General features: G+C 35.9%; 15 protein-coding genes and 1 pseudogene. 9 read left to right on the top strand and 7 right to left on the bottom strand.

All coding sequences use genetic code 11. The features are described from left to right. Positions 1 to 136: 136 nt before the first annotated feature. The 7 genes and pseudogenes from AC1DVP_RS16075 to AC1DVP_RS16045 form a co-directional block, all read right to left on the bottom strand. The gene (locus AC1DVP_RS16075; RefSeq protein WP_477184504.1) at positions 137 to 511 is read right to left on the bottom strand and encodes a hypothetical protein; all 375 of its coding nucleotides are present in this window, start codon (positions 509 to 511) and stop codon (positions 137 to 139) included. 131 nt (positions 512 to 642) lie between these two features. Continuing rightward, the gene (locus tag AC1DVP_RS16070; RefSeq protein WP_477184503.1) at positions 643 to 1,443 is read right to left on the bottom strand and encodes a polysaccharide deacetylase family protein; all 801 of its coding nucleotides are present in this window, start codon (positions 1,441 to 1,443) and stop codon (positions 643 to 645) included. Between the two features lie 289 nt (positions 1,444 to 1,732). Continuing rightward, positions 1,733 to 2,173, bottom strand: coding sequence for a LexA family protein (locus tag AC1DVP_RS16065; protein ID WP_477184502.1), 441 nt, complete (start codon positions 2,171 to 2,173; stop codon positions 1,733 to 1,735). Then, on the bottom strand, positions 2,164 to 3,438 hold the full coding sequence (locus AC1DVP_RS16060) for a Y-family DNA polymerase (protein WP_477184501.1): 1,275 nt from the start codon (positions 3,436 to 3,438) through the stop codon (positions 2,164 to 2,166). Before AC1DVP_RS16060 ends, AC1DVP_RS16065 begins: the two co-directional genes overlap by 10 nt. A 130-nt stretch (positions 3,439 to 3,568) precedes the next feature. Then, a complete protein-coding gene (locus tag AC1DVP_RS16055) occupies positions 3,569 to 4,306 on the bottom strand; it encodes an NrtR DNA-binding winged helix domain-containing protein (RefSeq protein WP_477184500.1) in 738 nt (245 codons plus the stop codon). A 22-nt stretch (positions 4,307 to 4,328) separates the two neighbouring features. Then, positions 4,329 to 5,048 carry an NUDIX hydrolase gene (locus AC1DVP_RS16050; protein ID WP_477184499.1) on the bottom strand — a complete coding sequence of 240 codons (720 nt, stop codon included), beginning with the start codon at positions 5,046 to 5,048 and terminating at the stop codon, positions 4,329 to 4,331. Between the two features lie 84 nt (positions 5,049 to 5,132). Beyond that, positions 5,133 to 6,040, bottom strand: a pseudogene (locus AC1DVP_RS16045) (IS982 family transposase). Between the two features lie 392 nt (positions 6,041 to 6,432). On the opposite strand from AC1DVP_RS16045, the gene AC1DVP_RS16040 reads away from it, so the two are divergent. The 9 genes from AC1DVP_RS16040 to AC1DVP_RS16000 all read left to right on the top strand — a co-directional run bounded on the left by AC1DVP_RS16040 (position 6,433) and on the right by AC1DVP_RS16000 (position 24,441). Continuing rightward, positions 6,433 to 7,926: a xylulokinase gene (locus AC1DVP_RS16040; RefSeq protein WP_477184498.1), complete on the top strand. Its 1,494-nt coding sequence runs from the start codon at positions 6,433 to 6,435 to the stop codon at positions 7,924 to 7,926. Between the two features lie 2 nt (positions 7,927 to 7,928). Further along, the gene (gene xylA / locus AC1DVP_RS16035) at positions 7,929 to 9,254 is read left to right on the top strand and encodes a xylose isomerase (protein ID WP_477184497.1); all 1,326 of its coding nucleotides are present in this window, start codon (positions 7,929 to 7,931) and stop codon (positions 9,252 to 9,254) included. A 49-nt stretch (positions 9,255 to 9,303) separates the two neighbouring features. After that, on the top strand, positions 9,304 to 12,435 hold the full coding sequence (locus AC1DVP_RS16030) for a SusC/RagA family TonB-linked outer membrane protein (protein WP_477184496.1): 3,132 nt from the start codon (positions 9,304 to 9,306) through the stop codon (positions 12,433 to 12,435). 11 nt (positions 12,436 to 12,446) lie between these two features. Continuing rightward, the gene (locus AC1DVP_RS16025) at positions 12,447 to 14,021 is read left to right on the top strand and encodes a RagB/SusD family nutrient uptake outer membrane protein (protein ID WP_477184495.1); all 1,575 of its coding nucleotides are present in this window, start codon (positions 12,447 to 12,449) and stop codon (positions 14,019 to 14,021) included. Positions 14,022 to 14,043: 22 nt separating this feature from the next. Further along, positions 14,044 to 14,925, top strand: a complete 882-nt coding sequence (locus AC1DVP_RS16020; protein ID WP_477184494.1) for a hypothetical protein — start codon at positions 14,044 to 14,046, stop codon at positions 14,923 to 14,925. Between the two features lie 130 nt (positions 14,926 to 15,055). Further along, positions 15,056 to 17,542, top strand: coding sequence for a glycoside hydrolase family 2 TIM barrel-domain containing protein (locus AC1DVP_RS16015; RefSeq protein ID WP_477184493.1), 2,487 nt, complete (start codon positions 15,056 to 15,058; stop codon positions 17,540 to 17,542). A 29-nt stretch (positions 17,543 to 17,571) separates the two neighbouring features. Then, positions 17,572 to 19,971 carry a glycoside hydrolase family 31 protein gene (locus tag AC1DVP_RS16010; protein WP_477184492.1) on the top strand — a complete coding sequence of 800 codons (2,400 nt, stop codon included), beginning with the start codon at positions 17,572 to 17,574 and terminating at the stop codon, positions 19,969 to 19,971. A 236-nt stretch (positions 19,972 to 20,207) separates the two neighbouring features. Then, positions 20,208 to 22,217: a glycoside hydrolase family 97 protein gene (locus AC1DVP_RS16005; protein ID WP_477184491.1), complete on the top strand. Its 2,010-nt coding sequence runs from the start codon at positions 20,208 to 20,210 to the stop codon at positions 22,215 to 22,217. A gap of 64 nt (positions 22,218 to 22,281) precedes the next feature. Then, the gene (locus AC1DVP_RS16000) at positions 22,282 to 24,441 is read left to right on the top strand and encodes a glycoside hydrolase family 3 C-terminal domain-containing protein (protein WP_477184490.1); all 2,160 of its coding nucleotides are present in this window, start codon (positions 22,282 to 22,284) and stop codon (positions 24,439 to 24,441) included. Positions 24,442 to 24,443 lie beyond the last annotated feature (2 nt).

The raw sequence follows: 24,443 nt of genomic DNA, 5'->3' as shown, positions 1-24,443 counted from the left end.
TTTTTGAAGAAAAATGGTTTTGTTGGACTGTTATTTGTGATTGTATTTGCTTAAATCTGCCAAATGTAAAAATAACTTCTTATTGAGTCTTATTGCCCAAATCCATTGTAATAGCTCTTAGCAGATGCACTTTTATTTAGTTTTCCAATACAGCTTCTGTTTCACTCAATTCACATTTCAAGTACATCCAACTTTTACAAACAATTAATAAATCTCTATTTAAGTGATTTCGGTCTAAATTATAACCAGTGAATTCAGAATTAAAGTCAATTTTAAAGTTTTTATAGAAATCATTATTTTCAGCAATCACTATTTTAGTTTCTTCAATTATTCTGGACATATTTTCGTTTGTATATTTCAAACAGTCAGCTTCTGTCATTTCAATACTTGGAATAAATGTGATTCTTATTGGTTCCGTATATTCTCCACTTTCATAAATAGAAATATCTTGCGAGTTGTCACAGTAACCTATTTTTAAATTTCCATTTTCAAATTTTATTTGCTTTTCCATTTTTTTAAAGTTTTAAAATTATTCTACAAAGATAAATAGAGAGGTGATACAACTTTTGAATAGTTATTTACATAACTATTTATTTTTCAACAATTTATATATGTTTTTTCAGGGCTGTATCTGCCAACTACCTAATAAGACTGCTGTTTTTGAATATACTTACCCAAATCCACCATTGTTGTAACCCAAATGTCTTTTTCTCTGTTTTTTAAGTAGAGAAGTAATTTTTGATGTTCTTCCCAATCGATATTTAGCGCATGTTCACCGCCAACTCCATGGAAAAGGAAGACGATAAACGATCCAGCCTTTTCGGCTTGTTCAATTTGGGCAATCATTTGTGCTGCGGTAGTTCCATTTTCCACAAATGAATTCACATTGGACAAATCTACAGTTTTTGCCGGAAGGAATCCGGGCTGAACACCTCTTGCGGCTACAAAATCTTTTTTCAGATAATCATAATAAAGTGTATCACCAATTTTTAGATCGCCGCAAGGATAAGCAAAAGTACGGTCGGATTTGCCATCAATGTCTTTTAGGATTTGGTTTGCCGTTCTTATTTCCTTTACTGCTCTGGCTACTGTATAGGTGGAAAGATCATTGTCTTTGTTTACAAAACCACGCCCCGGTAAACTGCCGTCGCACGGATGATTTAAGGTGTGGTTTCCTAATTCATGACCCTTTTCGGAAGCCGTTCGCCATTCTTCTTTTCGGTCTGTAACTACAGAGGATGAAGCAATAAGATAAAAAGTCCCTTGGAAGCCGAAAGAATTAAGTGCCGGGATTACTTTGTCCAGATGAATATTTAAGGCATCATCATAGGTTAGCACAACGGCACATTTTTTACCATTCCAGTTTTTGGATTCTTTTTGTGCATAACACAAATTATTAGCCAATAGCAATAAAGGCAGAATAAGGAGATTTTTAAATTTCATGGGGAATAAGGGATTAAAGTTGTCCTTTGTAAACATACCCACTATTTTTTATAAATCAAAGAGAAGAATAAGCTTTTGTGTTGACAGTAAGTTGTTTGAGGTTTTGAATGGGTTCATGATTATTAAATCGCAAAGGGCACAAAGAATTACGCTAAGTTCGCAAAGCTTTGCGTGTCTTACGTTTTATTGTGAACGTTGCTGTAAATTTATGTCGGTGGAGATCCGTTTATCCGTAAAAATCTGTGGCTGATTTAAGCGCAAAGCTTTGCGTGCCTTGCGGTTAAATTATTTACACTTTTTTTATAACATAAGTCACCATTCCCCAAATGATAAGCTGGTTTTCTTCGGTAACTTTTATGGGTTCGTAACTGGAATTTTCGGGCATGAGGTATAAGCAGTCTTTTTCGACCTGAATGCGTTTTACGGTAAATTCACCATCAATACAGCAAATAGCAATTTTATTGTTTCGAGGTTCTAGGCTTCTGTCGACGACCAAAACATCTTTGTCATTGATTCCTGCATCAATCATGGAATTGCCTTTGACTTTGATGTAAAATGTTGCCAAAGGATTTTCGCTTAACTCTTTATTCAAATCAATATTGGTTTCCATAAAATCTTCAGCAGGCGAGGGAAAGCCTGCCGAAACGCCTTCATTTATGTACGGAATAAATCTGTCGCTTTCAAAATCAGGACGAAATAAAGTTAGTTTTTGTTCTTTTTTTATAGACATTGTATTTCCAATATATCTTTAAACTTGGTAGTGTATTTTGGAGAAAGATGATTCTGATTCATATTCCAAGTCAGGCTTAAATTTTGACTGGCCAGTTTTACTTTGGTGTCGCCAATTTTATGATTCAGTTTGTCCATCGCTTTCATTAAAGCCAAATGTTTGGGATTTTCCTCCTCAAATAATTGCAATTGTTTTTTGTTTTCGTCTATGAGTTCGGTTACAATAACACCTGCTTTTTTGAATTTGATGCCTTCATTGCGTTCGTGTAATTTTTTCAGAATTGCTACTGCGGCATTTGTAATAGTTAAGGTCGAATGGGTTGCGTAAGGCAGTGTTACTGCCATATTGAAATAATATTTTGATGTCTGGACAGTATGTTTATCGACGACCAGCATTACAATAATGGTGTGACAGCAGGTATGCTGTTTGCGTAATTTTTCAGCACAGACGGCAGCAAAAGTAGTTACCCGTTCCCGAAGCAAATCAAAATCGGCTATTTGTTTAGGAAAGCTTCTTGTGGTGGCAATGCTTTTCTTTTGTTCGACAATAGGTTCTAAGTCTAAAACCGATTTTCCTTCTAGTTCACATTTTAGGCGTAAACCTATAACACCCATTTCTTTCCTAATCCAAGCTTCGTGCTGTGGCTGGATAAAATCCAGAGCGGTTTGTATTTTTCGGAGTTTAGCTTTTTTGTTTGTGCGGTAGCCAATGCCCCAAACATCTTCAATTTTAGTCCACTTTAAGGCTTTAAGACGTTTTTCTTCACTGTCAATTACATAAATTCCTTGGGTTCTGCTCTGGAATTCTTTAGCTATTTTATTGGCTATTTTAGACAATGCTTTGGTTTCGGCAAAGCCAATGCATACCGGAAGGCCTACCCATTTATGAATCCGGTTTTTTATTTGAAGGCCATAATCGTGATAGTCCAAAATGTCTAAACCATCAAAATTCAGAAAAGCTTCATCAATGCTGTAAATTTCGACATTTGGAGTGAACTGCCCCAAAATTGACATCACCCGATTGCTCAAATCTCCATACAGCGGATAATTGGAAGAAAAAATCTGAACATTTTTCTCTTTAACCAACTCTTTAATTTTAAATGCTGGCGCTCCCATTGGTACTCCTGCCGCTTTGGCTTCGTTGCTTCTCGAAATCACGCAGCCGTCATTATTGGATAATACCGCAACAGGTTTTCCGTTGAATTTCGGCTGAAAAACACGTTCGCAGGAAGCATAAAAATTATTGCAGTCGACTAAAGCATACATGTCACAAAATTACAGAATACTTGCGTATGGTTTCAGCTATTGAAAGTTAATTTCCGGTACTGTTGATAAGTCGTATGATTTGGATTGTACAGCATTCTTTGTTTTGAAATTCGTCTTAATTAATGAATAATCAAAACTCAAAGTTAAAGCCTTTTTGAGTGAGCTTCTCATAAATTTCCGAATCAAATTTGTATAGTTTTGCGGCTCTGTGTGAAACGTCTTTTTGTTTTTCGTCCAAGGCGACTAACAATTTCATGTGCAGAATCTTTCTTCGGAAATTAGATTTGTCCAATTCAATGCCTAATATTTCTTCATAAAGATGCATTAACTGCAATAAAGTAAATTTTTCGGGCAGGAGGTTAAAGCCAATAGGAGCTTGTCGAACTCTATTTTGCAAGTGCATCAGGCTGAAATCTAAAATTTCATTGTGGTCGAAAATTAAATGAGGAATGTTATTTATTTTATGCCATTTGGCTTCTCTTACAGTTAAACTTGCTTTTATATTATAATCTTCACGATTTATCAGAGTGTAGTAGCCAATAGTAACCACTCGGCGTTCGATTACACGTTTTGGGTTGGTAAAAGCTTTTAATTGTTCTAAATAGATATTGTCCATGCTGGTAAGCTCGTGCAATATTCTTTGCGCAGCATCATCGGCACTTTCTTCTTTTTTCATCCATCCGCCGAGAAGCCCCCATTTTCCTATGCTTTCTCCTTCGGCATGCTGTACCAAAAGAACCTCAAGACTTTCTTTATTAAAGCTAAATATTACACAATCGATTGTGATGCCGTCAATCGCTGTATTCTTAATTTCTGTTTGTGCTTCAGTTGTCAATTTTGCTTTTTTTTTAGAATGTAAAAATGTCATTTTTTGCTTTTAAAAGCAAGGTTTAAAATTCAAAATTAAATCCTTTCTGAGTCAGTTTCTCGTAAATTTCTGAGTCGAATTTATAGAGCTGCGCCGCCCGATGTGATACATCTTTTTGTTTTTCGTCCAAAGCGACCAGTAATTTCATATGCAGAATCTTTCTGCGAAAATTAGATTTATCCATCTCTATTCCCAGTATTTCTTCATACAGATGCATGAGCTGCAGTAGTGTAAATTTTTCAGGAAGCAGATTAAAACCTATTGGTGTTTGGCGAACTCTGTTACGCAGGTTTTTTATGCTGTAGTCCAGAATTTCATTATGGTCATATATTAGTTTGGGGATATCATTAATCTTATACCATTTAGCGTCCGAAGCCGTAAAACCAGCCTTAATATTGTAATCTTCTCTTTTTACTAAAGCATAATATCCTATTGTAATAACTCTTCTCACAGGGAAACGTTCGGGCTCGCCAAAAGCTTTTAACTGCTCAAGATAAATATTATCCATTCCGGTTAAATCTGCCAATAATCTATGAGCAGCTGCATCGGTGCTCTCCTTTTTATTTATCCAGCCACCAGGCAATCCCCATTTTCCTTTACTGATACCCTCTCCGTGCTGTACTACGAGAACTTCTAAAATTCCATTGTCAAAACCAAATATAACACAGTCAATAGAAATGGCATTCATCGAAGAATGCTCTGTTATTTGTATTAAATCCTGATCTCTATTTTTCTCTTCCATTGCGTTATGAATTTGGTGCTAAATTAATTTTTTTTTGAAAGTTACGTTGATCGCATCTAATAAATATTAATCCGTTGGGTGTAATTAAATTGTTTGATTTTTAATATTGCTTATTGGTCTATTAAAGATGAATTTATTGATATATTGAACCAATGCTAATGCTGTTGTTTTTCCTGAAATTCTTGTTTTAAAACCTTCAAAAATTTTAGCATAATTATTTCTAATTCTGAACTGGCCGCATGGTTGTGAAAATAATGTTTTAATTCTTTTTTTTGATTTCCTAAAGATATTATTGTGGCTTATAATTTTTTTGATTTGCTCTTTTTGGCGTTTGCTTCGCCTGTTTGCCTTTCAGGCTCGGGTCTAATTTGATATTTACTGTTTGAAATAAATCTAATTGAATGCTTTGAGATAAGTAGCCTCTATCGGCAAGCAACACACAATCAGATATTTGTTGTTTTATGTTTTTCAAAAAATGAACATCCTGAACTTCTGCTTTTGTAATATCTAAATGAATAAATATTCTATTTATAGAGCAAATTCCATGCAGTTTATATCTGTAAAACCAATTGTTTTGAGAAGCAGAAAACCCTTTTGAAGGAGCAGTTTCAAAATCATTTTTACAAATTTTAATTCTCCTATGACATGCAAATTTGCAAATCTCCTACAGCATACTATCCACAATGAAATAATCTTCAAATTCTAAAAACCGAGAGGCTAATTTTGTTCTTACTTCTTCTAAAAATAAAAATAATTTCCGTTTTCGTTTATTGAACTGACTTCGCTCAATTAAGTTAGGTATTTGTTGCTTATTAATCTCTTCAAATAAAGAATTTTCACTGTCAATAGACATTCAGCCGTTAGGATCAGTGCAACTGCTTATAAATCAAGTATGTTTTGTTTTCTGCCAACATCCGATTTATATATTCTGATTTACAATTCAAAGAACTTATAACTTCTAAAACTCTAAAATAATTTTCACTATATTTGATATAGATCCATGTCAATATGCTGTATTTCAGTATATTGGCAAGTATTTAATCAGTTTATTTTACTACAAATAATTACATCCAACGGGTTAAATATTATGAAATAATTATTATTGGATATTAAAATGTTTTTTAGGCTAATTATTATCAAATAGTTAATAATCAACATTAATATGGGATCAAAGTTAATGTAAATGATGTAAAAAAAAGTTTTTCAAGTGTATTAAATCAATAAAAAATAATTGTTTTTTTATTAATAACAAATATTTAATCGCAATTTTTTGTTAATATCAAAAATACGTCGTACACTTGTAGTCAAATTAACCATAACGTTATGGTTTATTTGACCAAAAGTACGAAAAGCAATATTAAGTTACTCAAATAATAGCAAGATTATGTTTTTTTTAGGAATCGATTTAGGAAGTTCGTCTGTAAAATTATCAGTATTTGATGCCGATAAAGGAATTACTGTTGCCTCAGTAACAGCTCCTGAATTTGAAATGGAAATTACTGCTGTTAAATTTGGATGGGCAGAACAAAATCCAAATAAATGGTGGGAATATGTAAAAAATGGTATCCAGTCACTTGGGGCAAAACATCATATTGACTTAAAAAAAATTACAGGAATTGGAATCGCCTATCAAATGCATGGCTTGGTTCTGACGGATGAAAATTTAAATCCTGTCCGTCCGTCTATCATTTGGTGTGATAGCAGGGCAGCAAGCATTGGAAATGAAGTTTATGACAGAATGGGACATGAACTCTGTCAGCAGCAAATTCTTGGAAGTCCGGGGAATTTTACTGCTTCTAAATTAAAATGGGTTCAAACTAATGAGCCAGAGGTTTTTCAAAAAGCGGCCTACATGATGCTTCCTGGTGATTTCATCGCTGCAAGACTTTCAGGAAGAGCACAGATAAGCACTTCGGGCTTATCGGAAGCCGCTTTATGGAATTTCTCAAATGGAACTTTGGCAACCGAAGTGTTGAGCGCTATGGGACTCCCAGCAGATAAGATTCCGGAAATCGTACCCAATTTTGGTTACCAAGCTACAATTCATCCAGAAACAGCATCAGAGTTAGGATTAAAGTCGGATGTTAAAATTACATATCGTGGCGGTGATCAGCCTAACAATGCTATGTCATTGAATGTGCTGAAACCTGGAGAAATTGCAACTACCGCAGGTACATCTGCAGTGGTTTATGCCGTAAGCAATCAAGATGTTTATGACAAAGAAAACCGCATCAATACCTTTTTGCATGTTAATAATACTGAAAACCAAAAAAATAACGGAGTGATGCTGTGCATCAATGGCTCTGGAATTTTATACCAATGGCTCCGTAAAATTATGTCTGTAGACAGAGCAGCTTTAATTGCTTACGATTCCCTTAACGCCGGAGCGGCAAAAGTAGCAGCGGGCAGTAACGGTTTGCGTTTTTATCCTTTTGGGAATGGGGTTGAACGCATTTTTAATAATAAAAATGTTAATTCTGGAATTCAAAATCTAAACTTTAATATTCATCAGTCGGGACATCTTATTCGTTCTGCTTGTGAAGGAATTGTGTTTGCCATGAATTATGGTTTCGATGTTATGAAATCGGTTGGAGCATCGGGGGAAATAGTTAGAGCAGGAAATGCTAATCTTTTTTTGAGTCCGGTTTTCAGAGAAATTTTTACCAATACTACACAAACGACATTAGAATTGTACAATACTACTGGATCTGAAGGAGCTGCGCGAGGAGCTGCTTACGGTTTTGGTTACTATGCTTCGTTAGAACAGGCTTTTGAAGGCTTAAAATGTATAGAAAGAGTTGAGCCAAATCCTACATTGACTGCTCAATATCAGGAAATATATCAAGAATGGAAAAATAATATTAAAATAGAATTATAATAATGGGGACTACAACAACACAATCGTATTTTAAAAACATCGATACCATAAAATTTGAAGGTAAGGACAGTTCTAATCCATTAGCTTTTAAATGGTATGATGCAGATCGCGTAGTAGCTGGTAAAACTTTAAAAGAACATTTGCGTTTTTCTATGGCTTACTGGCATACGTTATGTAATAAGGGCGGAGATCCTTTTGGAGCTGGAACTGAAACATTTGAGTGGGATAAAAACGAAGATGTTATTCAGCGTGCCAAAGATAAAATGGATGCCGCTTTTGAGTTTATGAGCAAACTGGGAATACCGTATTACTGTTTTCACGATATTGATATGGTAGATGATGCCCCAACTTTGGAAGAATTTGAAAAGCGTGTACAAGCTTTGGTTGCTTATGCAAAAATCAGGCAGGAAGAAACCGGAATCAAATTATTATGGGGGACTTCAAATCTATTTAGCAACCCTAGATATATGAATGGAGCTTCTACTAATCCAAATTTTGATGTAGTCGCTTATGCTGCAGCCCAAGCTAAAATTGCAATTGACGCAACAATAGCTTTAGGTGGTGAAAATTATGTATTTTGGGGAGGCAGAGAAGGATATATGAGCCTTTTGAACACAGATATGAAAAGAGAATTAGAGCATATGGCGAGATTCTTGACTATTTGTAGAGATTATGCCCGCAAACAAGGGTTTAAAGGAACTTTCCTTATTGAGCCAAAGCCTATGGAGCCTATGAAACATCAGTATGATTTTGATGCAGCAACAACTTTAGGATTTCTTCACAAACACGGACTTCAGAATGATTTCAAATTGAATTTAGAAGTAAATCATGCAACCCTTGCCGGACATTCTTTTGAGCATGAGCTGCAAGTGGCTGTTGATGCTGGAATGTTAGGAAGCATTGATGCCAATCGCGGGGATTATCAAAATGGCTGGGATACCGATCAATTTCCTGTTGATGTTTTTGAAATCGCACAATCTATGCTGGTTATTTTAGAAGGAGGAGGAATTCAAGGCGGAGGAATAAACTTTGATGCAAAAGTAAGAAGAAACTCAATCGATATCGAAGATAAATTCATTGCGCATATTGCAGGAATGGATGTTTTTGCCAGAGGCCTTATCTGTGCAGATCATATTTTGAAAAACACAAACTATAAAGAATTACGCCAAAAACGTTACGGTTCGTTTGACGAGGAGAATGGTGCTAAATATGAAAAAGGAGAATTAACTCTTGAAGATCTTAGCGCAATTGCACGTGCAAACGGTGAGCCTCAGCCAATAAGTGGAAAACAGGAATTATTTGAACAAATTATTTCGAACGCATTTTAATTAGATTACAAAATCACTAATAACACAATTAACCAAATTATTAATTATTATGAAAAGCAATTACTGTATTAAACCAACAATGCTCCAGTTTTGCATGGCGCTGTTGCTTGCTGTATTTACGATGCAGTCTGGTTTTGCACAAGGGCAATCCAGATCTGTAAGTGGAAATGTAAAATCGGCAGGAGACGGCATGGCAATTCCTGGTGCTACTATTACAATCGATAGAACCAAAACAGCAACATCAACAGATTTTGATGGGAACTTTAAAGTAGAGGCAAAAACGGGAGACGTACTGACAATCAGTTTCATGGGGTTTAAAACCCAGCATATAACTGTAGGAACACAAAATACAATTAATGTTTCTTTACAGACAGATGTGGCAGACCTTAAAGAAGTTGTAGTTATTGGGTATGGGTCAATGAAGAAAAAACTGGTAACAAATGCTGTTACTCAGGTTAGTGGTGAAAATCTTGCCAAAACAAACACTACAAATGCACTTCAGGCACTTCAAGGACAAGCGGCTGGGCTTAAGATTACTTCTACATCTGGACAGCCAGGTGAAGGTTTTAATGTGGTAATTAGAGGTATAGGTTCGACAGCAGGAAGCAATCCGCTTTATGTTGTGGATGGAATCTTAACAGGCGACATCTCCTATTTAAACAATTCAGATATTGAATCTATTTCTGTTTTAAAAGATGCTGCTTCTGCTGCTATTTATGGTTCTCAAGCTTCAAATGGAGTTATTTTGGTAACTACTAAAAAAGGTAAAAGAGGAGCTTCGGGACAAATAACTTTTGATCAATACTACGGTGTGCAATCAGTAGCTAGAAAAGCTGATTTATTAAATGCGACAGAATATGCTACTATCTTAAATGAGGCAGCTGTAAATTCAGGAAGAGCTCCATACTTCACAAATGCGCAAATTTCTACATTTGGTAAAGGAACAAATTGGATGGATGAAATGTTGGTTGATAATGTGGCAACTAAAAATTATTCCCTTGGTGCTTCTGGTGGTTCAGACACTTCTGTTTATTCTACCTCATTGTCTTATTTACAACAAGGAGGAGTTGTAGGCGGTCCAGATTTATCAAACTACGAACGTTATAATTTTAGATTCAATTCAGAACATAAATTATACAAAGATGTGGTTACTTTAGGTGAAAATTTAAGTTTTGCCTACATCAATAAAAACGGTATTGGAGTTGGAAATCAATATAATAACTCTTTAAGAAGTGCATTTCAGGTATCGCCATTTTTACCAATGTATGATGACAAAGGTAATTATTATAATACTACCAATAATACAGAACCTTGGTTAGCAGGTCAGGCAAATCCTTATGCTTCGATGTATTACAACAACCAAAATGAAAGCAATAATCAGAAATTATTAGGGAATGTTTATTTACAAATTGAGCCTATAAAAAACTTAACATTCAAAACGACTTTAGGTCTTGATTATTATGCAGGTGAAGGACATTCTTATTCTCCTATATATCATTTGTCAACTTACGCAAATAATAATGTTGATAAAGTTAACCAGAGTATGAACAAAGGGAAAACTCTTACTTGGGATAACTTATTGACATACAAGTTTAATGTGGCTGGCAATAATCATTTTGAAACTATGGTTGGTACATCTTCTATCAATTATGATGGAACTTCAATTGGTGCGACCAATGCAGATGTAATTTTTAATGATTTAGAGCATGCTTGGTTAGACAATACCACTAATAAAGTTGGTGCTCAAATGTCATTAAATGGCAGTAAGCAAGAAACTAAAAGAATGTCTTATTATGGAAGATTAAATTACGATTATAAAGAAACGTATTTGTTAAATGCAACTTTTAGAATGGATGGGTCTTCTGTTTTTTCTAAAGAGAATCAATGGGGTTATTTCCCATCAGTATCTGCAGGTTGGGTTGTATCAAATGAAGAATTCTTGAAAGATTCAAAAGCAATAGATTTTCTTAAATTAAGAGGAAGCTGGGGACAAGTTGGAAATCAGAATGCTAGAGCTTTCCAGTATTTAGCAACGATAAAATCAAATACTACCAATTATACTTTTGGTAATACCGAAGGAGTGCTTACACCTGGAGCTTATCCGGACAGATTGTCAAACCTAGACTTGAAATGGGAAACATCAGAGCAAATTGACCTTGGTTTCGATGCTAGATTTTTAGACAATGCACTGAGTGTTACTTTTGACGCTTACAAAAAAACAAACAAAGACTGGTTGATTTTAGCGCCGGTATTAGCAACCGCGGGTGCTGATGCACCATATATTAATGGAGGTGATGTAGTTAACAAAGGATTAGAGTTATCATTACAGTATCAAAATAAAATTGGTGACTTTAATTATAGCGTTAGTGCAAACGGGGCTTATAATGAAAACACAGTGGGTCAAATTCCTACCGCAGATGGAATTATTCACGGAATAAGCAATGAACTTTATGCTAATGCGGGTGAATTTTATAGAGCAGAAAACGGACAGCCATTAGGTTATTTCTGGGGTTATAAAACAGGTGGTGTATTTCAAAATCAGGCTCAAATCAACAATTATAAATCAGCAGGCGGTGTAGTATTACAACCTAATGCAACTCCAGGAGATGTTATCTATGTAAATACTAATGGAGATGATAAAATAGATGTTGCTGATAAAACAAAAATCGGTAATCCAAATCCTGACTTTACTTACGGATTCTCTTTATCTGCAAATTATAAAGAGTTTGATTTTTCATTGCAGGCAAATGGCGTAGCAGGAAATCAAATCGTACAATCTTATAGAGATCAATCTGGTGCTTATGGTAATTATAATTCTTCTATCTTAGATCGTTGGCACGGAGAGGGTACTTCAAACACTACTCCCAAAGTAACAGAAGATAACAGAAACTTTACACAATTTTCGGATTTATATCTTCAGGACGGAGATTTCTTAAGAATCAGCACAGTTACATTAGGATACGATTTTGCAAAAATGAAACAGCTTAAACCATTTTTTGTAAGCCAGTTAAGACTTTATTTTTCAGTATTAAATCTGTACACTTTTACGAAGTACAATGGTATGGATCCCGAAATTGGATTTGGTTCTTCAAATAATGATCAGAGATTTTCATCTGGTGTTGACGTAGGATACTACCCAAGACCAAGAACATTTATGATGGGGTTAAATATTAAACTTTAATAATTAAAACGATGAAAAATACCTATTTATATATTTTCTGTTTGAGTTTATTGTCTCTTGGTTCTTGCAGTTTAGAAACAGAACCTTTAACGCAGCAGACAGACACAAATTTTTATAAAACTACGGATGATGCCTATTCAGCATTAGTAGGTTGTTATGATGGATTACAAGTTGCAACAGGTGCTGGCGGTATGGGGATTCCAGTATTGAGCGAAGTGTTGTCTGATGACTGTTTTGGAGGAACTGGTGCTTCAGATGGTTACGGTTTTGCTGCTGTAGACGAGTTCGATATTACCCGTTCTCCTGCAGATGTAGATTTACTTAACAGTAACTGGGTTGCTTATTACAAAGCTCTTTATCGTTGTAATGTTTTCTTGTCTAAAATAGACCAGATTGACTGGAAAGGTGACACAACTCTAAAAAATACTTATGAATCTGAAACTAAATTTATCAGAGCTTATCTTTATTTCGAAATGGTACGTTTATGGGGTAATATCCCATTATTAACAGCACCGTCTTTTGAAAACATTCCACAGGCAAATCCTGACGATGTCTATAAAGTTATAGCAGAAGATTTAGTATTTGCTTCAAATAATTTGCCAGCAACAGCGTACAGTGCTACAACTAACGGACGTGTTACCAAATGGGCTGCAAAATCTTTATTAGGACGTGTTTATTTATATTACACAGGATATTATGGAAAAACTGATTTAGCAGGAGTTGTAACAAAAGCTCAGGCTTTAGGACATTTGGAAGATGTTATCGCAGGAAGTGGTCATGGTTTAGTTAATGATTTTTCTACTTTATGGCCGGCAGCATCAGTTGATAAATATGCGGGTGAAAGTAATAAAGAATTCGTATATTCAATAAAATATACATATACAAGTGATTATGCTGGAAATACTGATGGTAACGGCTGGATGATAATGTTCGGAATGAGGGAGTTTTCTTCTTACCCTTATGCTCATGGATGGGGAGTTACAGTAAACCCAAAACTATGGAATGCATACGATGCAAATGATACAAGACGAGTTGCAAGCATAATTGGAATCGCTGAAGAAAATATTCCATTTAACAAATTGAACAATCAAAGAGAATATACTGGATATTATAATAAAAAATATTCTCCAATGATTGATCAAAATGGACTAGAACTTCCTATTAAAATGGGTAGTGCGTTCTGGGATATAAGCCAGTTTCAAGATTATGTTGTAATAAGATACGCAGATGTATTATTAATGGCTGCTGAATTAGGAAGTGCAAATGCTCAGGCTTATTTTGATCAAGTTAGACAAAGAGCTTATAAAACTAGTTTTGTGCCACTAGCGGTAAATAAGGAAAATATCATTAAAGAAAGAAATTTAGAATTTGCTCTTGAAGGTATTAGATATTGGGATTTATTACGTCAGGGTATTGGTACAGCTTCTTCAACTATTGCAGAAACGACTACTTTATTAAGTGGAGGAGTTCCAGTAACAAAAACAATTACTGTTGCTAAAATTCAGGCAACTAAAGGACTGCAGCAAATCCCTAATACACAAATCACATTGTCTGGTGGTGTTTTAAAGCAAAATGCAGGTTGGTAATTTTAACTAAAAATTAAAAAAAATGAAAAAGACTAAATTATTATTAATTACATCATTTTTGATGTTAGTGGTACTATTACTAGTACCATCTTGTTCGCCCGAATCCTATTCTTTGGATAGTACGATGGATAAATCGGATATAAATTTTGAGGTTACTCCGGATCTTGTAGCAAATCCAGGTGGAAATGTAATAAAACTAAAAAACTTAACTTCGGGCATTATTCCTTATTGGAGTTATACGGATAGCAAAGGCAATGAGCTAGGACATAGTAATTCGAACGAAACTAGTATTTCACTGCCATTCTCAGGCACTTATAACATTAGCCTTAGTGCCTTTGGACAAGGCGGTTCAGTAACTTCGACAAAAACAGTAACCGTTGCGCAAAATGACACTAGTTTATTTAGTGATCCAAGATGGAATTTACTAACTAACGGAGTTAAAGGTAAAACGTGGGTATTAAGAAGAGCAGACCCAATAGAATATGCTGGAGCAAATTATTTACATAGTCCAGCAATGAATGACCCATATGGTGTTGATTCGCCTGGTGACTGGAATTGGGATCCGGGTAGTTTGCAAAGCTGGTCAGGATATGAAGATAAAGACTGGGGCGAAATTACCTTCAACCTCAATGGTGGTTTTAATGTAATTGTAAAACAAACTTCCTTTGTTACTGGTAGTACAGCACAAACTACCACATCGGGTGCTTTCAACTATACTATGACACCTCATTTTACAGGAGATAGGCTTTCATTTACAGGCGGAGCAGAAATGCTTCACATGAACGAATCCAGTAGCCTTAACTTTGCTAGTGTGCATCTTATAGAACTTACAGCCACAACTTTGAGCTATACGGCTGTTACTAGTGGTGGTATATCTATTTACCATTTAGTAGTAAAACAATAATAGTTTAATTTATTAAGTCTCAGCTTTTAAAACATTTATTGTTTTTTAAACTGAGACTTATTAATTGTTTTAAGTAGGGAAGAAATTGTAATTTTATCTCTAACTTAATTTTCAAGCAAAAATAATACAGATGAATAAAAGAAAATGTTTTAGCTGCGGGTTATCGTTATTGATGTTAGCGGGAATCATATTATTTGGTTCTTGCAACAAAAAAGAAGTAGCTTTTAGCAATAGAAAAGTTTCTTTTAATTCTGATTGGAGTTTCCATTTAAATGATAGTATAAAAGACAAGGATACGATTTCATCTTCAACAAAATGGCGTATTTTAGACATACCTCATGATTGGGGCGTTGAAGGGAAATTTGATGAAAAAAGCCCTGCAGGATATGGAGGAGGAGCACTTACCGGAGGTTTAGGCTGGTACAAAAAAATATTCAAAGCAGCTGCAGCTGACAGTAGTAAAGTAACTTCAATTATTTTTGATGGTGTTTACAAAAACAGCGAAGTCTGGGTAAATGGACATTATTTAGGAAAACGTCCAAACGGATATATTAGTTTTCAATATGAAATGTCGCCATATTTAAATTATGGAGATAAAAACAATGAAATTATTGTAAAGGTTGACAATTCAAAACAACCAAATTCACGTTGGTATTCAGGTTCAGGAATTTTTAGAAATGTCTGGATCGAAACAACAGATAAATTGCACGTTGGGCAATGGGGAACTTATGTGACAACGCCAAAAGTTACTGCTGAAAAAGCATCGGTGCAATTCGAAACTACGATTCAGAATCAAAATTCGGCTTCAAAAAAAGCAACAGTAACAACTACTATTTTTAAAGAAGACACTAAAGTAACATCGGTTACCCAAGATATAACGATTGGAGCAGATGCCAATCAAACAATTAAACAACAGGCACAAGTTGAAACACCGGTTTTATGGTCTGTTGAAAAACCGGAATTATACACAGCCGTTACTGAAATTTCGGTAGAAGATAAAATTGTTGATCAATACAAAACCAATTTTGGAATCAGGGATTTTAAATTTGATGTCGACAAAGGATTTATTTTAAACGGAAAACAAGTTAAAATAAAAGGAGTTTGCATGCACCACGATTTAGGCCCATTAGGATCTGCAATCAACACGCGCGCTATCGAACGTCAATTAGAAATTCTGAAAGGAATGGGGGTAAACGGGATCAGAACTTCTCATAATCCTCCCGCTCCGGAACTTTTAGATCTTTGTGATAAAATGGGTTTCATTGTTATGGATGAAGCTTTTGATATGTGGAAACAAAACAAAACCAAATACGATTATGGTAACGACTGGGACAAGTGGCACAAAAAAGATTTAACCGATCAATTGCTTCGTGATCGTAATCACCCAAGTATTTTCATGTGGAGTATAGGTAATGAAATTCCACAGCAATGGGATGAAAGCGGTGCAGTAATTGCCAAAGAATTGGCAGCCATTACTCGTCAATATGATAAAGCAAGACCTATTACCGCAGCAATGAATCCTCCAGTTAATATGAATATGGACAATGTAACATTACAGTTTCAAAAAGCGGCTGTTCAATATAATTCAATTGCAGCTTCCGGCGCTTTAGATATTATTGGTTATAACTATGCTCATCAAACCTATGAATATCATAAAAAGAATTTCCCTAACGTACCATTCATTGCAACAGAAACTACTTCGGCTTTAGAGACTCGTGGTTATTACGATGCCGTTTCGGATTCGATTAAAAAATGGCCGGTAAGATGGGATCTGAAATTTACGGAAGGCAATCCGGGCAATACAGTATCTGCTTACGATCAGGTTCAGGCACCTTGGGGTTCTACGCACGAAGCTACCTGGAAAATTATCAAAAAACATGATTATCTTTCCGGAATGTACATCTGGACCGGCTTCGATTATATCGGAGAACCAACTCCTTATGAATGGCCATCTATCAGTTCATATTTCGGAATTGTAGATTTAGCCGGTTTTCCAAAAGACGTTTATTATATGTACCAAAGCGAATGGACAGATAAAACCGTTCTGCATATTTTTCCGCACTGGAACTGGAAAGCAGGTAAAAATGTTGATGTTTGGGCGTACTATAATAATGCTGATGAAGTGGAATTATTCTTAAATGGAAAATCAGTCGGCATTAGAAGCAAAAAAGGAGAAGATTTACATGTAATGTGGAGAATTCCTTTTCAGCCTGGAACACTAAAAGCCATTTCGCGTAAAAACGGAAAAACAGTTTTAGAAACTGAAATAAAAACAGCCGGAAATCCTTCAGATTTGAAACTTACAGCAGACAGAAGTACAATTAAAGCAGATGGAAATGACTTGTCTTTTGTAACAGTTGATATTTTGGATGCAAAAGGAGTCTTAGTTCCAAATGCCAATAACGAAATTAATTTTTCATTAAAAGGAAACGGAAAAATTGTTGGCGTTTGCAGTGGGGATCCGGTAAGTCATGAATCATACAAAGGATCAAAACACACCGCTTTAAACGGAAAATGTTTAGTTGTTATTCAGTCAGGCAAAAAAGCCGGAAGATTGGAATTAGCCACTACAGCGAATGGATTAAAACAATCAACAATTGTAATTACAGCAGAATAAAAAAAATAAATAACACTAAAAAACACACAATGAAAAAAATACAGATAGCTTCCTTGTCTCTATTCATGGGTTTTGGTTTGTTGCTTTCGCCAAAAGCTTCGGCACAAATTCAAAATGCAGATGTGCTTAATGCTCCAATAGATATTAGCAAGGATTTTCAGAATTATTTGAATACGTTCTATTTTGCTGATGAGTTAACCAGTTTTGATCCAGCAACAGGCAAAGGAACTATAAAATATTTGCGTTATAATTATCAGACACGTCAGGCTTTCAACAATATGATGATGAAGCCGGGTGTAGTTCCGGCCAATGAATTTCCAACTACTGAATATGAAGTTTCTCCTGAACTGCCTTTCCAGATTCAGTTTGTATCGGATCGTTCCATTCGCATCAAAACCACTTCTGGACCACAATTTCATCCAGAAAAAGAGTCACTGATGTTAATTAACGGAGTTGCTCCAAATCATCCGGAATTATGGAAATCTTCTAAAATCGAAGGCGGTTATAAATACACAAGCAAACATGGTTCTGTTGAGATTTTGTCAAAACCATGGCACGTGAAAATTTATGACGAAAAAGGAAAACTGCTAACGAGTACGCTTCATAATTCTGATTTTGCAAACGGATATACACCATCACTTCCGTTTTCGTTTGTTCGTAGAAACAGCGATTATTCAAAAAGTATGGGTGCAGCTTTCAGTTTAGAACCAGATGAAAAAATCTTTGGTTGTGGTGAATCTTTCACTCAATTTAACAAAAGAGGTCAAAAGGTAGTTTTATGGACAGATGATGCCAATGGTATTCAAAACGAAACCATGTACAAACCAGTTCCGTTCTATATGAGCAGCCGTGGGTATGGTGTATTCATGCACCATTCTACGCCAATTACTGTTGATTTTGGAAAATATTTTGGCAGTGCCAATGAAATGTATATTGGTGATGACGAAGCCGATTTGTTTTTTTTCATTGGAGAACCAAAAGAAATATTGGACGAGTACACTAATTTGACTGGAAAAGCAGCGATGCCTCCGCTTTGGTCATTTGGTTTCTGGATGAGCCGTATTACGTATTTCTCTGAAAAAGAAGGACGTCAAGTAGCCAAAGATTTACGTGCCTACAAAATTCCAACGGATGTAATTCACTTTGATACAGGCTGGTTTGATGTAGATTGGAGAAATAACTATGAGTTTGCAAAATCCCGTTTTCCTGATGCTCAAAAAATGATGTCAGATTTGAAAGATGACGGATACCATGTGTGTTTATGGCAATTGCCTTATTTCACTCCAAAGAACACATTGTTCAATGAAATCATGGACAAAAATCTGGCAGTAAGAGACCGCAAAGGAAATCTTCCATATGAGGATGCTGTTTTGGATTTCTCTAATCCTGAAACAGTTACTTGGTATCAGGCAAAATTGAAAAGATTATTTGATCAGGGAGTTTCTGTTTTCAAAGTAGATTTTGGTGAAGCTGCACCACCAGAGGGAATTTATCATTCAGGACGCACAGGTTTCTACGAACATAATTTATACCCATTGCGTTACAACAAAGCAGTTGCCGAAATTACTCAAAAAGAAAAAGGCTATACTTTAATCTGGGCAAGAAGCACTTGGGCTGGAAGTCAGCGTTACCCATTGCACTGGGGTGGTGATGCCGAAACAAGCAATGGAGCAATGTCAGCCGAATTAAGAGGCGGACTTTCATTAGGATTAAGCGGTTTCAGTTTCTGGAGTCATGATGTGGGAGGATTTGCAACTAAATCTCCAGAGAATTTATACAGAAGATGGGCTCCGTTTGGAATGTTTACTTCACACGTAAGAAGCCATGGTGAACCTCCAAGAGAACCTTGGCTGTACAGCAAAGACTTCTTGGAAGGATTTAGAAAAGCAGATAATATGCGCTACGAGTTAATGCCTTATATCTATGCTCAGGCTAAAGAAAGTTCTCAAAAAGGACTGCCAATGATGCGTGCTTTGTTTTTGGAATATCCAAATGATCCAGGCGCATGGTTAGTTGATAATGAGTATTTATTTGGTTCAAGTATTTTGGTGGCACCGCTTTTTGAAGAAGTTACTGAAAGAGACGTTTATCTTCCGGAAGGAACTTGGATTGACTATCAAACCAAAAAAGTGTATAAAGGCGGATGGCATAAAATCCAGGCAGGCGAAGTGCCAATTGTAGTTTTAGTAAAAGACGGAACTGCACTTCCTCATATTGGATTGGCTCAGTCTACCAAAGATATGGATTGGAGCAAATTAACCTTAAAGGTATATGCATCTGATGCTACAACAACGGCTACTGCCAAAGTTTTCTTACCAGAAAGCGATGAGGTACAAACAATTACAGTTTCCAAAAAAGGAAACAGCTTTGAAACAGCATCAAATCCATTAACTGGAAAAACTACTTTCAAAACTGAGTGGGTAAAATAAAAAAATAGCCACAGATTAAAAGGATTAAAAAGATTAGAAAATAAAATTTGCCAAATCTACGTGAAAAGACAAACACAATGAATTAAAAGAAATCATTTGAATCCTTTTAATCTGTGGCAAAAAAATAAACTCAAAGAAGGATAAAATAATGAAGTTGAGTTTTGTTTAGATTGAAAGTCGGTTAGGTTAGTACTTCCCCCGATTTTAAAAAAATAATACATTTAAAAAATAATACCATGTTAAAGAAAATTATACTTCCAGCATTTTTAACAGCATTGACTGTTGTTGGTACTGCACAGGCTCAAAAAGGTAAATCATACGAACTGGCTTCTCCGGGCGGAATAAATAAAATAAAATTCGAATTAGTAAAAAACGCTCCAAAATATTCTGTTTTACATGGAAAGACCGAAGTAATTACAGCATCTGACATGGGGTTTTTACTAAAGGGAAATGAAAGTTTAAGTTCTGATTTTGAAATTAAAAATGCAAAGAATTCGACTTTCGATGAAACTTGGGATCAGGTTTGGGGAGAAAAGAAAAAAATCAGAAACCACTACAATCAGCTTTCTGTAGAATTACAGCAAAAAAGTGGTAACAAACGCAAACTTGAAATCCAGTTCCGTGCTTATGATGACGGAATCGCTTTTAGATATGTGTATCCAAAACAAGAGACAAAAGACAGTATTTTCATCATGGACGAAAAAACTACTTTCAACTTGAAAGATGATGGAAAAGCTTGGTGGATTCCGGCAAACAGAGAAAACCGTGACGAATATCTTTTTAAAGATGCGCCGGTTAGCACTCTTGATACTGTTCTTACCCCGCTTACGATTGAAAGCAAAAGCGGATTGAAATTAAGTTTTCATGAAGCAAACCTAAAAGATTTTGCCAGTATGACTTTGGTAAACAATACAGGAACACAGTTAAAATCGGATTTGGTGCCTTGGGCTGATGGTGTAAAAGTAAGAGCAAAAGACAGCTTTACTTCTTCTTGGAGAACGCTTCAAATTGGTGAAAAATCAGGAGATCTGATTACTTCTTATTTAATTTTAAATCTAAATGATCCAAATAAATTAGGGAATGTAAATTACTTTAAACCATACAAATATTTCGGAATCTGGTGGGGAATGCACATTGGTAAATATTCATTTTGGGAAAGCCCAATTCAGGGAGCAACAACCAAACATGCCGAAGAATATATGGATTTTACAGCCAAAGAAGGGTTTCATCATTTATTAATCGAAGGCTGGAACAAAGGCTGGACACCAGCTTGGTATGAAAATAAAATGCACATGTTCAGTTTCACAAAAAGTGCCGACAATTTTGACTTAGAAAAAGTAGTGGAATACGGAAATAAAAAAGGCGTGGCGTTAATTGGATATCATGAAACAGGTTCAAACCTGATTAATTATTTAAAAGAAGTAGATGATGCTTTTGCTTTGTACAAAAAATTAGGAATGCATTCGGTTAAAATTGGACATGTGGGGTCTAAATTAAACATGAAAGAAAATCACTTCGGACAGTTTGGAGTGAATTATTTCAGATATATTTTAGAAAAAGCGGCACAATATGATTTGGCAGTTTTATACCATGAGTCGATAAAAGACACAGGAGAGCGCCGTACTTTTCCAAATATGGTTTCAAGAGAAGCGGCTCGCGGACAGGAGTACAATGCGTGGAGCGAAGGAAATCCGCCAAACCATTTAACTATTATTCCATTTACGAGACTGCTTTCAGGACCAATGGATTTTACGCCGGGGATTTTTGATGTTGAGGTAAAACAGGGGTATCCTGGAAAAAGAGTTCACGGTACAACGGCTCAGCAATTGGCATTGTACGTAACGATTTATGCTCCAATCCAAATGATGGCCGACCTTCCAGAAAACTACGAAGGGAAACCAGCTTTGCAATTCTTGAAAGACGTTCCTACAGATTGGGAAGACACAAAAGTATTGGAAGGGAAAATTGGAGAATACATCACTACAGTTCGTAAAGACAGAAACAGTGCCGATTGGTTTTTAGGAACAATCACAAACGAAAAAGCGCGTGATGTAGAAGTTTCATTGTCATTCTTAGATAAAAATACTAGTTACGAAGCTCAGATTTATGCTGATGCCGAAGGTACTGATGAAACACATAATCCATCTGCTGTAGCAATTTCTAAGAAAACCGTTAAAGCTTCAGATAAATTGAAACTGCATTTAGGAGGAGCTGGAGGAACAGCAATTAGATTCAAAAAATTATAACCTGGATGTTGTTGTAGAGATGGACTGCAGTCCGTCTCTATAACAACAATTTCCATTTTAAAAAATGAAAAAAAACACCCTATATATTATTCTTCTATTGTTCATTGTACCAGTTTTGGCACAAAAAAAACAGCAATATCCTTTTCAGAATCCTAATTTGGATGTTGAAAAGCGTATTGACAATCTGTTGTCATTAATGACATTGGAAGAAAAAATTGAGGTATTAAGCACCAATCCATCTGTTCCCAGATTGGGAGTTGTCGGTACAGGTCATGTTGAAGGATTGCACGGATTAGCACTTGGCGGACCGGCAAAATGGGGCGGAAAAAACAAAGAACCAATAACGACAACTACTTTCCCGCAAGCTTATGGTTTAGGTGAAACCTGGGATACTGATTTAATTCAGAAAGTAGCTCAGGTTGAAGGTTATGAAGCACGTTACGCTTTTCAGAAATATAATCGCGGAGGCTTGGTAATCCGGGCTCCAAATGCAGATATCGGCAGAGACCCGCGCTGGGGACGCACCGAAGAAAGTTACGGGGAAGATGCTTTTTTTAACGGAACGATGACAGTCGCTTTTGTAAAAGGACTTCAGGGAAATAACCCAAAATACTGGCAGTCGGCTTCATTAATGAAACATTTTTTGGCAAACAGCAACGAAGACGGAAGAACCTACACTTCGTCTGATTTTGATGAACGTCTTTGGAGAGAATATTATTCGGTTCCTTTCAGGATGGGAGTTGTTGATGGAGGTTCACGTGCCTACATGGCATCTTATAACAAAGTAAACGGAATTCCTGCAATGGTACACCCGATGCTGAAAGAGATTACGCAGAAAGAATGGGGACAAAACGGAATTATCTGTACCGATGGCGGTGCTTTCAAACTGTTACTGTCGGATCATAAATATTATGCCGATCAATATTTGGGTGCTGCCGCCACTGTAAAAGCTGGAATCAATCAGTTTTTAGATGATTATAAAGAAGGAGTGGATGGAGCAATTGCCAAAGGATATTTAACAGAGAAAGATATAGATGCAGAAATCCGAGGCAATTTCCGAGTGATGATTAAATTAGGAATGCTCGATGCTTCTGATGAAAATCCGTATGCAAAAATCGGTAAAGGCAAAGACACAATAGATCCTTGGAAAACGGAGGCACACAAGAAAATAGCTTTAGAGGCGACTCAAAAATCAATTGTACTGCTTAAAAATGATTCCAAATTATTGCCTTTGCAAAAAGAAAAAATAAAAACTCTCGCCATTATTGGAACTCGTGCTGATCAGGTGCTTTTGGATTGGTACAGCGGAACACCTCCTTATGTAATAACGCCTTTGCAGGGAATTAAAAATAAATTGGGCTCAAACGTCGAGATTTTATATGCAAAAAATAATGCTGATGGTAAAGCAGCTACAATTGCAAAAAAAGCAGATGTGGTTATTGTGATAGTTGGAAATCATCCGGTCTGCAATGCTGGTTGGAACGATTGTCCAGTTCCGAGCGAAGGAAAAGAAGCCGTTGACCGCCAGTCTTTGACATTGGAACAGGAAGATTTAATCAAAATTGCTTGTCAGGCGAATCCTAAAACGGTGGTTGCCTTAATCAGCAGTTTTCCGTATGCCATCAATTGGACACAAGAACACATTCCGGCTATTGTACACATGGCACAAAACAGTCAGGAACTTGGAACAGCTCTTGCCGATGTTTTGTTTGGCGATTACAATCCAGCTGGGCGTTTAACACAGACTTGGGTAAAAGACATTACTGATTTACCTGATTTATTGGATTATAATATTCGAAACGGGAGAACCTATCAGTATTTTAAAGGAAAACCTTTATATGCTTTTGGTCATGGATTGAGCTACACGACTTTTAAGTACAATTCGATAAAAACAAGTCCAGAAACTATTGTCAATAATGGCGAATTAAAAGTTACGGTTACAATAACAAATTCTGGAAATACAGACGGCGACGAAGTGGTTCAGTTGTACGCAAAGCATTTGGAATCAAAAGTAGATCGTCCTGAAAAAGAACTGAAGGCATTTCAAAGAGTGTTTTTTAAAGCGGGAGAAACTAAAGATGTTTTATTGACTGTCAGAGCCAAAGATTTACAATATTGGAATGCTGCAAAACAGCAGTTTGAGTTAGAGAATAATATAATTGAACTGCAGATAGGATCGGCTTCGGATGCCATTTATCTGAGTAAAAAGATACAAGTAAAATAATT

It is taken from the genome of Flavobacterium sp. P3_A6 (assembly GCF_056403035.1).
This window is presented reverse-complemented; position numbering and strand designations above follow the sequence as displayed.